We start from the raw sequence: 13,286 nt of genomic DNA, 5'->3' as shown, positions 1-13,286 counted from the left end.
GTTGAGATGACCCACCCCCTCAAAGCCGTGCTCGAACAGGTGGGACCGTCGAGCTGTCCCACCACGCACAACTTTCATTGCCACACCATCTGCAGTGACGGCAGCCTCGAACCGCTTGACCTGATTCGGCAGGCAACCGAGCAGGGTCTCAAGCACCTGGCAGTGACGGATCACCACAGCAGCCATGCCCACCGGGAGATCGAGGCTTGGCTGATTCAGCAGCGCGCCAGCGGTGTTGAGGTCCCCACGCTCTGGAGCGGCATGGAAATCAGTGCACTGCTGAAGGGGTGCCTCGTTCATGTGCTCGCCCTTGGCTTCGAGCTCAACCACCCTGCGCTTCAGCCTTACAACCGTGGTGATGCCGTCGTCGGTGAACCGTTAAGGGCTGAGGCGGTGGTTAAAGCCATCCATGCCGCCGGTGGATTGGCGGTGTTGGCCCATCCAGCCCGTTACCGCCTGGGCCATGACGTGCTGATTGATGAGGCTGCCCGGCTCGGCTTCGATGGTGGTGAGGCCTGGTACGACTACGAGATGCAACCAACCTGGTCCGCCAGCCCTTTGATCTGCGAGGCCATCGATCGTCAGCTGAGCAACCTTGGCCTTTTGCGTACGTGTGGCACCGATACCCATGGAATTGACCTTTGCGGCCGCTAAGTTCTTTACATCTCAGTTCCGGTCGACATGGGCTTCTTGGATCGTCTGCTGAAAAAGGATTCCGCAGAGTCCGACTCCACGATTCGGCCGCGCAAGCCAGCGAAGGAGAAGCCGGCCGAGTTTTTCCTTGATGCCGACGCTTCCTCCTCCTTAGGGGATGTGAATTACATGCGCGAGTCGAAGACGATTCGCCGCACCTTCCCAGGCACCGTCGACAACCCCGGCACCAAGGAGCAGATCATGGAGGTGGCTGCTGAAACCGAGAAGCTAGAAAAACGCAGCGATGGCCTTGGTGGCGTCGTCAAGAAGGAAGAATCAATCAGCCTCAACGCGGGCATCCCCACACCGGTGAAGAAAACCTTCGCTGAGCAGGTGAGCACCGAGGAGATGAGCAAGCGTCTTAAGGGCACGGCCATCACGGGTGTGAACACCCCTGCTCCTGCAGATGCTGCTCCCGTCGGCCGCAAGGCAGAGCTGAAAGCCAAGGAGGAACCGGTGGCCAAGGCGGGGGCCGCTGCACAGTCCTCGAAGCCTGGATCGATTGATCCGTTCCGTCAGATGGTTCGCGACCTCAACAAATAGGGCTTCCCCGTTCAATCTGGGCTTCGCTGCTGTTCACCAGTTGTCGCAGATGAAGCAGCTGGTCTTTTGTTGCTGAAGTCCAAAGGCCTCGATTCGAGGCCTCCAGCAGCCGTTCGGCCATGTCCCTGAGAACCCAGGGGTTTCTTCCCTTCAGGAAATCGAGGATTTTCGTTTGGCTGAGCCACTGTTCACACAGAGCGCTGTAACACCAATCGGGAACGCGATCGGTGGAGGCGTCGTAGGCAAAGAGGTAGTCAAGGCTGGCCCCCATCTCGAAGGCACCCTTGTAGCCGTGCTGCATCATTCCCTCGATCCAGCGGGGGTTGAGCATCCGGCTGCGCATCACCTTGTCCAATTCCTTTTCAAGCCGGTGCAGGCGAGGCCGTTCGGGGCGGGAATGGTCTCCGAACCACAGCTGTGGCCGTGCTCCTGACACCTCTTCCACCGCTGCACTAAGGCCCCCCTGGAACTGGTAGTAGTCGTCGGAATCGAGCAGGTCGTGCTCGCGGTTGTCCTGGTTATGGAGCACCACCTGCACCCTGCCCAGGGCTTGCTCGAGGCCGGAACGATCAAGGCTGGGGGCAGCGGCACCGTCGTACGACCATTGGCTCCAACTGAGAAAGGCCTGGCCAAGGTCTGCTCGGGAATCCCAGGCGCCACTGTCGATCAGGGCTTGCAGACCGGCTCCGTAGGCACCGGGGGCGGATCCATAAATGCGGCCCTGGGGCCCGCCTTGACGGGTGAGCTCAGCCAGGGGATTCAGTTCATCCGGTTCATCAAGGGCCGCTACCATCGACTGGGCCTGATGCACCCAGCCAACCAACTGGGGGAAGGCGTCGCGAAACAGTCCGGAGATGCGAAGCACCACATCCACCCGCGGTCGACCCAGCAAACGGGCTGGGATCACCTCCAGGTCCACCATCCTTCGGGTGGGGCCGTCCCAAACCGGTCGAACACCGATCAGGGCCAGCAGCTGAGCGATGTCTTCTCCGCCATTGCGCATCGTTGCTGTTCCCCAGACCGATAACGCCAGATGGCGCAGCGGTTCCCCCTGCTCCAGCAAATGGAGATCCAGCAACTGCTCCGCCGAGCGTCGCCCCAGATCCCAGGCGGCTTCCGTGGGCAAGCCCCGCAGATCGACGGAATAAAAATTGCGGCCGGTGGGCAACACATCGGGGCGACCACGACTCGGTGCTCCTGAGGGTCCCGCAGCGATGCGCTGCCCCTGAATGCCCCGCAGGAAGGCCTCTTTTTCAGCTGAGGCACAACCGTTCAAGCGGGGCCAGAGGTTGTCGTGCAGGTTCTGGAGGCAGGGATCCTTTCGGCTCCAGGTCTGGAACGGTTCCGCCAGTCCGTCGCCCTGTACTCCATGGATGATCCATCGGATCAACAACTGGGCCTGCTGTTCCAGCCAGGCGCAACCATCCCCCACCCGTCGGCAGTTCGCGCCACCCAGCAAGCTCAGTCGGGCCTGATCCGCCTCCGAGAGCTTGTCGCCTTCGTCCTGCTGCCAGGGGTCAAAGCCCAGTTCTGCCTGCACGGCCATGGCCTGCAGCAAGCCGGGCTGCCCCTGCCGGGGCGGACGAGCCAGGGCGACCAGCAGCTCATCGGCGGCTTCTGACGATGGCGCCACACCAAACCGATGCAAGCCGGTGCGGATCTGCGATTCCTTCAGCTCGCAGAGATAGGTCTCGGCCTGATCCAGGCAGGTCTCCAGCAGCTCAGGTTGGCGGCGAATCTCCGCTTGGCTGGGGATTCCGGGCCAGTTGAGGGACAGCAGGCTGGAATGCACCGCCTGTTCAAGCACCCGGGCCCGCTGGCCGCCCAGTTGCCGCACTTCCACCAGTTCATCCAGCAGCCCCTCCAACCGTTGCAGTGGTCCGTGCAATCCAGCACGCCCCAAGGGCGGTGTGAGGTGGTCAAGCACCACGGCATGACCCCGTCGCTTGGCCTGAGATCCTTCGCCGGGGTCGTTGACAATGAAGGGGTAAAGGTGAGGGATCGGTCCCAGGGCCAGCTCGGGGCCGCAGGCATCGCTCAGCCCCACCGACTTGCCTGGCAGCCATTCCGCACTGCCGTGTTTGCCCACATGCAGCATCACCTGGGTCTGATGCACGCAGCGCAGCCAGAGGTACTGAGCCAGATAACGGTGCGGTGGCGGCAGATCCGGTGAGTGGAGATCGGCGATCTGATCGGCGTCATAGCCGCGATCCGGCTGGATCAGCACCACCACATGGCTGAAGCGCAGGCCATGAATGGCAAACCCCCTGTTTGGATCCAGATCGCAGGCGGCTTCTGGAGGTCCCCAACGGGATTCGATCAAGCGTCGAGCCGAGTCCGGAACGCTGGTCCACCACTTCTGATAGGTGGTGAGGGGCAGATAATCCAGCGCTGGGCGGTGCTGTCCTTCCGGTGCATTGGTGCGACCGGACAACAGCTGTTGCATCAGGCCATCGCCTGAATCCGGTAAGGCTCCCGAACCGAGGTCATGGCCGGCGTCAGCCAGCCAGCGGAGCATCCGCGCCGTGCTGTCTGGCGTATCAAGGCCCACGCCATTGGCCACACGACCGTCGCGAACGGGATAGTTGGCCAGCACCATCGCGATGCGCCTCTGGGCACAGGGGGTCTGTCGCAGCTCCACCCAGCGACGGCTGTGCTCGGCCAGCCATGCGAGTCCAGATGGATCCGGCTGCAGGCAGGGAATGGCCGTGCCCAGGGGGCCGGTGGTCTGCAGGTGGTCACGAAAACCGCAGGGCCGCGTGGTGATCCGAGCATCCAGCTCCGGCATCACCACCTGCAACGACAGATCCATCGGATTCAGCCCCTGGCTGCTCTCCAGCCACTGGGCCCGGCTGCGGCTGCTGCTGAGCAGTTGCAACACCGGTCGATCGAGCCGATCCCAGAGAGGGCTGCCAAGGCCGGCCTGTTCGGTCTGCACCGAGGCAAAGGACGTGCCCGCAATCACCAGCTGAGCGTTTTGCTGATTCAACAGGTCGTGGACGCCGGCCTGCACCGCCGGGTTTCTCAGGCTGCTGACCCAGAGCAGACAGGGCCGCAGTCCCTCCTTCCGAAGTGCGGCCATGAGGGCATCCGCCAGGGCAAGGTCTCCGGCTTGAAACTGAGCCCGATAGAGAACAACGCCCACCGCAGGCCCGGCTTCGTCGCGCCAATCCCAGGGCATCGGATCGGGGCAAGGCACCACCGCAACGTTGTCGGGTGATGGGGGGGTGCCCTCCAGCAGAGCCTCGAGAGCTCCAAGGAACCGCCCCATGTTGACGATGCCCCCTTCCCGCAACAGTGCCGACAGCTGATCGGCCAGTTCAGCGCTGCAGGAGCCCAACCCATGCAGCTCGTTGTTCTGATCAGCAGTTCCGGCAAGGACGATCAGTTGTCGCTGCTTCGCTTCGCTGCACCAGCGCTGCAGTTGCTCCAGGCCGTAGCTCCAGTGCCCACGGCTGCCGAGCAGGCGCACCACGATCAAGTGCGCCGCCTGGGCGGTGGTGTTGAGGTAGTGGTCCAGCTGCGCTGGGTGGTCCAGGCAGCTCAGGGGCAACGCCCGGATCCGCTCGTTCCAGGCCGGGTTGCTCGACAAGCTTGCGTCCAGGCAGCTGATGTCTGTGCCTGCGCTTGTGAGGAACAGCACATCCGCGGCCGGCTGCTCCACGAGCACCACATCTTCCGGTGGGTCCAGACCCGGACAGGTGGCAAGGCGATGCATGACCCCATTCTCCGTGTTGCGGTGCGCGGTGGTGAGAAGATTCAGCGATCGGATCCATCACGGTGATGCATCAGTTCCTGCCCTATGCCTGGTTCCAGGGCCAGTGCGTCCCCTTCGAGGAGGCCAGGATCTCCATTGCCACCCATGCCCTGCACTACGGCACCGGTGCCTTCGGCGGCATGCGCGCCATTCCCGATCCCCAGAACAGCAACAACATGCTGCTGTTCCGTGCTGATCGGCACGCCCGGCGTCTCAGCCAGAGCGCCAGGTTGCTGCTCACGGATTTGAGTGAGGACACGATCCTCTCGGCTCTCACGGCAATGTTGCAGGCCAACAAGCCTGATCAGCCGATCTATCTGCGGCCCTTTGTGTACACCAGCGATCTGGGCATCGCCCCGCGCCTGCACAACATCGAGACCGACTTCCTGATTTACGGACTCCCCCTGGGGGATTACCTGTCTCCGGAGGGGGTGAGCTGCAGGATCAGCAGCTGGACCCGCCAGGAGGACCGCTCCCTGCCGCTGCGCGGCAAGATCTCCGGCGCCTACATCACCAGTTCCCTGGCCAAGACGGAAGCCGTGCAGAGCGGTTTCGACGAAGCCTTGCTGTTGAACAGTCGCGGCAAGATCAGTGAAGCCAGCGGCATGAACCTGTTTCTGGTGCGTGATGGCCAGCTGATCACGCCTGGAGTTGATCAGGACATCCTTGAGGGCATCACCCGCGCCAGCGTGATTGAGCTGGCCAAAGCGATGGACATCCCTGTGATTGAACGTCCGGTGGACAAAACCGAGTTGTTCATCGCCGACGAAGTGTTCCTGTCCGGCACAGCCGCCAAGGTGACGCCGATCCGTCAGATCGAATCAACGGTGCTGAATGCCAAGCGTCCTGTGATGGATGCCCTGAAGGCCAAGCTCGTGGCGATCACCGAAGGACGTGATCCCGCCTATGAGCACTGGGTGACCCGTATTCCGATCTCCTAAATCAACAGCCTGAAGTTCGCCCTGAGCTTTTCTTAAGATTGGTGCCTCTAAGAGGGTGCATCGATGGTGGTGACGCAGGCAGATCGGCAAGCCACCACCTCTGCATTCCTCGAGTACCTGCATGGGCCACAGCGTCCTGTGCTTGTGTTCGACGGTGCCACTGGCACCAGCCTTCAGGGGCTTGGGCTCACGGCGGATGATTTCGGTGGTCCTGACCTGGAGGGTTGCAACGAGAACCTGGCGGTCACCAAGCCGGATGCAGTCAAGGCAGTGCATCGCCAGTTCCTCGAGGTGGGCTGCGATGTCATCGAAACCGATACCTTCGGCGCTGCATCGATTGTGCTGGCGGAATACGGCCTGGAAGACAAGGCCTTTGAGCTGAACAAGCGTGCAGCCGAGCTGGCCCGGGAAATGGCTGATGAATTCAGCACTCCTGAGAAGCCACGTTTCGTGGCGGGCTCCATGGGGCCCACCACCAAGCTGCCCACCCTTGGCCACATCGATTTCGACACGATGCGGGATTCGTTCCGCGAGCAGGCTGAGGGACTGATCGCTGGCAACGTCGACCTGTTCATCGTCGAAACCTGTCAGGACGTGCTGCAGATCAAGGCAGCACTCCAGGGCATCGAAGCGGCCTTTGCCGCCACCGGTGAGCGGCGGGCCCTGATGGTCTCCGTCACGATGGAAACCACGGGCACCATGCTCGTCGGCACGGACATCGCCGCTGTGGTGTCGATCCTTGAGCCATTCCCGATCGACATCCTCGGCCTGAACTGCGCCACCGGTCCGGAGCAGATGAAGGAGCACATTCGCTACCTCTCTGAGCATTCCCCCTTCACCGTCAGCTGCATTCCCAACGCCGGACTGCCGGAAAACGTTGGCGGGGTGGCCCATTACCGCCTCACCCCGGTGGAGCTGAAGATGCAGCTGATGCACTTCGTTGAAGACCTCGGCGTGCAGGTGATCGGTGGATGCTGCGGCACCACTCCCGCCCACATCGGCAGCCTTGCGGAACTGGCGCAGGAGCTCAAGCCGGCTGAACGCCCCTCCCGCTGGGATCGTGCCAGCGCGGAGGATGTGCGCCCCAGCCTCAATTACGAGCCCGCAGCCTCATCGATCTATGGCGTCACGCCCTACCACCAGGACAATTCTTTCCTGATCATTGGTGAGCGGCTCAATGCCAGTGGCAGTCGCAAGGTCCGCGAACTGCTGGCGGAGGAAGACTGGGACGGGCTGGTGTCGGTGGCACGCGGCCAGGTGAAGGAAAACGCCCACGTGCTCGACGTGAACGTCGACTACGTCGGTCGCGATGGCGAACGGGACATGCACGAGCTGGTGAGCCGTCTGGTCACCAACGTCAACCTGCCCCTGATGCTCGATTCCACCGAGTGGCAGAAGATGGAGGCGGGCTTGAAGGTGGCTGGGGGGAAATGCATTCTCAACTCCACCAACTACGAAGACGGTGACGAGCGCTTCTTCAAGGTTCTGGAGCTGGCCCGCCGCTACGGCGCCGCTGTGGTGGTCGGCACGATCGATGAGGACGGGATGGCCAGAACGGCCGAGAAGAAGTTCGCCATCGCCCAGCGGGCCTATCGCGATGCCCTCGAGTTCGGCATCCCTGCTCACGAGATCTTCTACGACCCCCTGGCCCTTCCCATCTCCACTGGCATTGAGGAAGACCGGCTGAATGGTCGCGCCACCGTGGATGCCATTCGGATGATCCGGGAGAACCTGCCCGGCGTGCACGTGGTGCTCGGGGTCAGCAATGTGAGTTTCGGCCTGTCACCGGCGGCCCGGATCACCCTCAATTCGGTTTTCCTTCACGACTGCTGTGAAGCCGGCATGGATTCGGCCATCGTCAGCCCCGCCAAGATCCTCCCGCTGATCAAGATCAGCGACGACCACCAGAAGGTGTGTCGTGATCTGATCAATGACAACCGCCGTTTCGAGGACGGCATCTGCGTCTACGACCCGCTCACCGAACTCACCAAGCTGTTTGAGGGAGTGAGCACCAAGGAAGCCCGTGCTTCAGGCCCCTCGCTGGCGGATCTGCCGATTGAGAAACGGCTCAAGCAGCACATCATTGATGGTGAGCGCATCGGCCTGGAGCCCTCCCTGGATGAGGCGTTGCAGACCTACCCCCCTCTGCAGATCATCAACACCTTCCTTCTGGATGGCATGAAGGTGGTGGGTGAATTGTTCGGTAGTGGCCAGATGCAGCTCCCCTTCGTGCTGCAAAGCGCCGAGACGATGAAATCCGCCGTGGCTCACCTCGAGCCGCATATGGAGAAAAGCGAGGGCGAGAGCACAAGCAAGGGCAAGTTCCTGATCGCCACGGTGAAGGGCGATGTCCACGACATCGGTAAGAACCTGGTGGACATCATCCTCACCAACAACGGTTATGAGGTGATCAATCTGGGCATCAAGCAGAGCTGTGAAGCCATCGTTGAGGCCCAACGTGAACATCAGGCCGATTGCATCGCCATGAGCGGTCTGCTGGTGAAGTCCACGGCCTTTATGAAGGACAACCTTCAGGCCTTCAACGATGCGGGCATTGATGTTCCTGTGATCCTCGGCGGTGCGGCACTGACCCCACGCTTCGTTCAGAAGGATTGCCGTGAGGTTTACGACGGCAAGGTGATCTACGGCCGTGATGCTTTCGCTGATCTGCGCTTCATGGATGCGTTGATGGATGCGAAGCGCAGCGACAACTGGACCAACACCAAGGGTTTTCTGGCTGATGCTCCCCAGGGGGTTGGCCTGGATGAAGAGTCGACAACCTCCGAGAACGCTGAGGAGACATCCACCTCCGCATCGGATGCTCCGGCTGCGGATCTGCCGCCGGTGAGCTCAGATCGATCCGACGCCGTCCCCGCTGAAACCGCAGCGGTGCCGCCCTTCCTCGGCTCTGCGGTGATCACTGAGGCCGACATCGACATCGCCGAGGTCTTCCACTACCTCGACCGCAATGCCCTCTTCGCTGGCCAGTGGATGCTCCGCAAAACCAAGGAGCAGAGTCGGGACGACTACGAGGCGATGCTTCAGGAGAAGGCAGAGCCGGTGTTGCAGGAGTGGATGCAGCGCTGCATCAACGAGTCACTGTTGACCCCCCGGGCGGTGTACGGCTACTTCCCTGCGGGACGCGATGGCAACACCCTTCGGGTGTTTGATGCCGATGGCACGCTGGAACTCGGCTCTTTTGAGCTTCCCCGTCAACGGTCTGGCAACCGCTACTGCATTGCCGATTTCTTCAACGATCTGGACGTTGAGGGACGCCCAACCGACGTGCTGCCGATGCAGGCCGTTACCATGGGCCAGAAGGCCTCTGTGGTGGCGCAGGAGCTGTTCAAGGGCGATCGCTACAGCGATTACCTGTACTTCCATGGCCTGGCGGTTCAGATGGCCGAAGCGATGGCCGAATGGGTGCACGCACGGATTCGCTCGGAACTCGGTTTCGCAGATCCAGCTGGGATGCCACTGCGGGATGTGCTGGCGCAGCGGTACCGCGGCAGCCGTTACTCCTTCGGCTACCCCGCCTGCCCGAATGTGGCCGACTCCAGGCAGCAGCTGGACTGGCTCGGGGCTGAGCGGATCGGTTTGAGCATGGACGCCAGCGACCAGCTCGAACCGGAGCAGAGCACCACAGCATTGGTGGCGCTGCACTCCCAAGCCCGTTACTTCAGCGCCTGAGCCCTGAGGGGCGTCCCATAGCCTGAGGCGCCCTGTTTGTGTTCACCATGGCCATTGCCGGACCGGATGGTGTTGATGCCGCCATCAAAGCTGGTGTGGATCTTGATGGAAGTCCAATCCCTGAAGCGATGCTCGCCCTTTACAACCAGGTGATGGATCTGGAAAGTCAGCGCGCCCGCAGTGGTGTTCTGAAATCGATGCGCAACCGGGTGGTCAAGACCGGAGCCAAGCATTTCGACCAGGAAACGCTCAATCAAAGGCTTCTTGAGGCCGGATGGGACGGTCTGAAGGACAAGGAGATCGCTTTCTTCTACGGATGATCTCCTGCTGACGGAGAAGCACCCTCTGCCGGGCTCAGTCCTGGCAGAGCTTCTCCATCGTGTCGATCACCTCTTGCTGGAACGATTCCAGGGCACTGGACTCGCTCAGATCAAGGCCTTCGCCAGCGGCGTTCTGGGCCAGGTCCTGGAAATGAAAGGCTCCCTCTCCATTGGCAAGGAACTCGATCGCCGAGCTTTCACCGCTCTCGCGAAACGCATCGCAGAGCGCCAGAAAAGCAGCGTCTTCAGTGAACTCCCAATCCATCGAGTGGACATGACTGAATGACCTTTAACCCGCTCCCCCAGGGGTTCGTCAACCGTCTGAAGTCAAAATGTGCCAGTCCTTGGGCAGACTCCCCCTCAAACGAGCGCTCAGATGTCCAGCAGCAGCCCCGAATTTCCGCCGGCCAGGAACGTTCTTGGCGACCCACTGGAGAGTTGCAGTTGTGAACCGATGACGGGTTGGTATCGCAATGGTCTCTGCCAAACCGATCCATCGGATCTCGGCCAGCACAGCATCTGCTGCGTGATGACCGAGCAATTTCTCAGTTACAGCAAGGCCCAGGGCAATGACCTGAGCACACCGATGCCCGCGTTTCAGTTCCCGGGCTTGAAACCAGGGGACCACTGGTGCGTCTGTGCACCGCGCTGGAAACAGGCCTACGACGATGGCGTCGCACCGATGGTGCGCCTGGAGGCCACGGAAGACACAGCCCTGACGGTTGTCAGCCTTGACCAGCTGAAGCAGCACGCTCACCAATCGATCGACTGACCGTCCCAGGCGAGAAAGGCTCCTGATTGTTCCGGGGTCTGTTGCAGCAACACCTCAACCAACTGACGCGCAGCCCGTTCTGGAGTGAAAAGTTTGTCTGGTGCCACGAAGCTCTGGAACGGACGAGACAGGGCTGTGTCGGTCGTACCGGGATGCAACAGGCTCACGGTGGCCAATGGCCAGCGGCGGGCCCATTCGATGCTCAGGCAGCGCAGCAGCTGGTTCTGAGCCGCCTTGGCCGCCCTGTAGCCGTACCAGCCCCCAGTGCGGTTGTCGCCGATGCTTCCCACGCGAGCACTGAGGCTGGCGAAATGAAAGGGTTGATCCCGCTGCAGCAAGGGCTCGATCGCCTTGGCCAGAAGGATCGGTGCCATGGCGTTGATGTCGAATTGCTCCTCCAACTGACAACGATCGATCTGTTGAAGACGTTTTTCCGGTTGAAGCCCAGGACCATGCAAACGGCCGCTGCAGTTGAACACCAAACGCAGGGGGAGCCCCTGGGCTCGCAGGCTTGAGCTCAGACCATCCAGATCACTGTCGTTTTGGAGGTCCAGTTGCAGTGAGGAGGCCGGAGGTCCATGACGTCCAGCGGTGAGCACCTTCAGATCAGGGCAGGTGCGCTTCAGTTCTGCTGCCACCGCCGCTCCGATGCCGCCGGGGCCAACCACCAGAGCCAAGCCAGCCCAAGTGGTCGGAGCTTCTTCGACCATGTGAACTTGCTGCTAAGAGGAGACCGTCTAGCGGAAATCAGGCATCATCGGCTGGTGGCTCTGACAGCAGTTCTGGTGCCGATGCGCTGTCATTTCTGGCTCCCGGCCGCGATCGGAAGTCTTTTCATGGCCGCTTTGATCGGCTGGTTGGCTCGGCCGCTCTCACAGCGGCCTGATCAGCTCAGATCTAGCTTGGCTGATCTGCTCGATCACGATTCAACCGTTGGTTCGAGTGTGGTTTCAAAGGTGCCGCCTGGTGCTGACCATGTGCCCCTGGAGATCCGCGTCGGTTTGGTCAGCCAGAGCCCTATCACCGCATTCCGACCAGGACCCAACGTGCTCTGTCGCTACCAGCACGGCGATGTGATCCCTGCCCAAGAGCTGATGAAGAGGATCGCTTCCTCACCTCAGCATGTGATTCATTGCTCCGGTGGACCTGTTCAGATCAACCATCAGCATTGTCAAGGCGATGTATCACTGCTGAAAGGCCAAGGTGATTGGCTACCGGTGGTCTCGCTTGATCTGGAGACCTACGTGGCCTCAGTGGTTGGCGCCGAAATGCCCAGCAGTTGGCATGGGGAAGCCCTCAAGGCGCAAGCCGTTGCAGCCCGCTCTTATGCGATGGCTCATCTCTCCCGACCGGCAACGACGGCGTATCACCTGGGGGATACAACCCGTTGGCAGGTATTTGCAGGGGAGCAAAGCACCACCCCGGCCAGTCGTTCAGCAACACGGGAAACCCGCGGGATCATCCTGAGTTACAGCGGCGGCATTGTGGAAAGCCTTTATGCGTCAAATGCGCAGGTGAGTGCTGAAGCCCATGGCCATCTCGGCGCCAGCATGAGTCAATCAGGGGCACAGCAACTTGCCCATCAGGGACTTCCCTTCAATGCCATTCTCGGCAGGTACTACGTAGGAGCCTCGCTGGCACGGTTGACATGGCATGACCAGTGAACTGCTTCGAAAAGCGATGGAGGTCACGGTTGCATCGACCGCATCCGGAGCTCTTGTTCCGCTCGACACCTCATTGAGCCATCTGGTCGGGGAAAGAGGCTGTCGCTTTGAGTTGCGCCACCTCCTCAGCGCCACACCAAAACACCTTCGAGCATCGGGTCCAAAGCCAAATCCGTTTCTTCCCTGGGACGAACGTCTGGAGGTTGACCGGATCGGTGAATCCCACGTCGTAATCCTGAACAAATATCCCGTTCAGACCTCCCACATGTTGCTCATCACCCAGGACTGGCAACCCCAGACCGGTTGGTTGTCCTTGGAGGATTGGCACTCCCTCGCCAGGATTGATGCCACGACGACGGGGCTGTGGTTCTTCAACAGCGGGCCTGATGCCGGCGCCAGTCAGCCCCATCGACATCTGCAGTTGTTACCGCGGTTAGAAGGGGAGCGGATCTGTGCACGGGACGATTGGTTCCGTTGCTGTGCGGCTGGCACAACCACTTCTGCTCAGGATCCTCTATTGCGCAGTGCACGGGTCGCAGCGATCAGTTCAACCCTGACGGGTGAAATGCTTCAAGCGTTGTATCTCGCCCTAGCTGAAGACCTCGGTCTGGGGCACCCCAGCACCGATGAATGTCCTCGAGGGGCTTACAACCTGCTGATCACACGGCAGTGGATGGCCATGGTTCGCCGTAGCAGGGAGGGAATTCGCGGCTTCAGTGTCAACGCCCTCGGCTTCGCCGGATCCTTGTTGAGCACCGAAGTCTCCGATCGAGAGTGGATTCATCGTTCTGGACCGGAGGCCCTGCTTCAAGCTGTTGTTGACACGCAGGACTTAAAAGTTCGGTGATGGCACGGATGTCTTGACTTGCTTCTCTCTGCCAAGGCTGGAGATGCAACTCACAACCA

General features: G+C 61.1%; 11 protein-coding genes. 8 read left to right on the top strand and 3 right to left on the bottom strand.

Annotated elements, in window-relative coordinates:
• The first annotated feature begins 6 nt into the window (after window positions 1-6).
• Window positions 7-654: a PHP domain-containing protein gene (locus DXY33_RS09385; protein ID WP_115132640.1), complete on the top strand. Its 648-nt coding sequence runs from the start codon at window positions 7-9 to the stop codon at window positions 652-654.
• A gap of 27 nt (window positions 655-681) precedes the next feature.
• Window positions 682-1,236: a hypothetical protein gene (locus DXY33_RS09380; RefSeq protein WP_115132639.1), complete on the top strand. Its 555-nt coding sequence runs from the start codon at window positions 682-684 to the stop codon at window positions 1,234-1,236.
• Here the strand turns inward: DXY33_RS09380 and cobN are convergent.
• The gene (gene cobN, locus DXY33_RS09375; protein ID WP_115132638.1) at window positions 1,226-4,954 is read right to left on the bottom strand and encodes a cobaltochelatase subunit CobN; all 3,729 of its coding nucleotides are present in this window, start codon (window positions 4,952-4,954) and stop codon (window positions 1,226-1,228) included. The genes DXY33_RS09380 and cobN overlap by 11 nt on opposite strands.
• 65 nt (window positions 4,955-5,019) lie before the next feature.
• Here cobN and DXY33_RS09370 point away from each other — a divergent pair, with 65 nt between their 5' ends.
• From DXY33_RS09370 to DXY33_RS09360, 3 genes are all read left to right on the top strand, one after another.
• Window positions 5,020-5,934 carry a branched-chain amino acid transaminase gene (locus DXY33_RS09370; RefSeq protein ID WP_115132637.1) on the top strand — a complete coding sequence of 305 codons (915 nt, stop codon included), beginning with the start codon at window positions 5,020-5,022 and terminating at the stop codon, window positions 5,932-5,934.
• A gap of 63 nt (window positions 5,935-5,997) precedes the next feature.
• On the top strand, window positions 5,998-9,624 hold the full coding sequence (metH, locus tag DXY33_RS09365) for a methionine synthase (RefSeq protein WP_115132636.1): 3,627 nt from the start codon (window positions 5,998-6,000) through the stop codon (window positions 9,622-9,624).
• Between the two features lie 47 nt (window positions 9,625-9,671).
• Entirely contained in the window at window positions 9,672-9,944 is a 273-nt protein-coding gene (locus DXY33_RS09360; RefSeq protein ID WP_114989215.1) for a DUF4090 family protein, read from the top strand.
• 34 nt (window positions 9,945-9,978) lie between these two features.
• Here DXY33_RS09360 and DXY33_RS09355 read toward each other — a convergent pair whose 3' ends face one another.
• Window positions 9,979-10,209, bottom strand: coding sequence for a hypothetical protein (locus DXY33_RS09355; RefSeq protein WP_006851429.1), 231 nt, complete (start codon window positions 10,207-10,209; stop codon window positions 9,979-9,981).
• 111 nt (window positions 10,210-10,320) lie between these two features.
• Here DXY33_RS09355 and DXY33_RS09350 point away from each other — a divergent pair, with 111 nt between their 5' ends.
• The gene (locus tag DXY33_RS09350) at window positions 10,321-10,716 is read left to right on the top strand and encodes a DUF2237 family protein (protein ID WP_115132635.1); all 396 of its coding nucleotides are present in this window, start codon (window positions 10,321-10,323) and stop codon (window positions 10,714-10,716) included.
• Here DXY33_RS09350 and DXY33_RS09345 read toward each other — a convergent pair.
• Window positions 10,698-11,426, bottom strand: a complete 729-nt coding sequence (locus DXY33_RS09345) for an SDR family NAD(P)-dependent oxidoreductase (protein WP_115132634.1) — start codon at window positions 11,424-11,426, stop codon at window positions 10,698-10,700. The genes DXY33_RS09350 and DXY33_RS09345 overlap by 19 nt on opposite strands.
• A 54-nt stretch (window positions 11,427-11,480) precedes the next feature.
• On the opposite strand from DXY33_RS09345, the gene DXY33_RS09340 reads away from it, so the two are divergent.
• Together DXY33_RS09340 and DXY33_RS09335 are read left to right on the top strand one after the other, a co-directional pair.
• Window positions 11,481-12,380 (top strand): SpoIID/LytB domain-containing protein, encoded by a 900-nt coding sequence (locus DXY33_RS09340; RefSeq protein WP_244275989.1) that lies wholly within the window; start codon window positions 11,481-11,483, stop codon window positions 12,378-12,380.
• Window positions 12,370-13,227 (top strand): DUF4922 domain-containing protein, encoded by an 858-nt coding sequence (locus tag DXY33_RS09335; RefSeq protein WP_170951010.1) that lies wholly within the window; start codon window positions 12,370-12,372, stop codon window positions 13,225-13,227. The genes DXY33_RS09340 and DXY33_RS09335 overlap by 11 nt, the downstream gene beginning before the upstream one ends.
• Window positions 13,228-13,286: the final 59 nt, after the last annotated feature.

It is taken from the genome of Synechococcus sp. N26 (genome assembly GCF_900473975.1).
GTDB lineage: Bacteria > Cyanobacteriota > Cyanobacteriia > PCC-6307 > Cyanobiaceae > Parasynechococcus.
The sequence above is the reverse complement of the archived record's forward strand: the minus strand, read 5'-3'. Positions and strand labels throughout refer to the sequence as shown.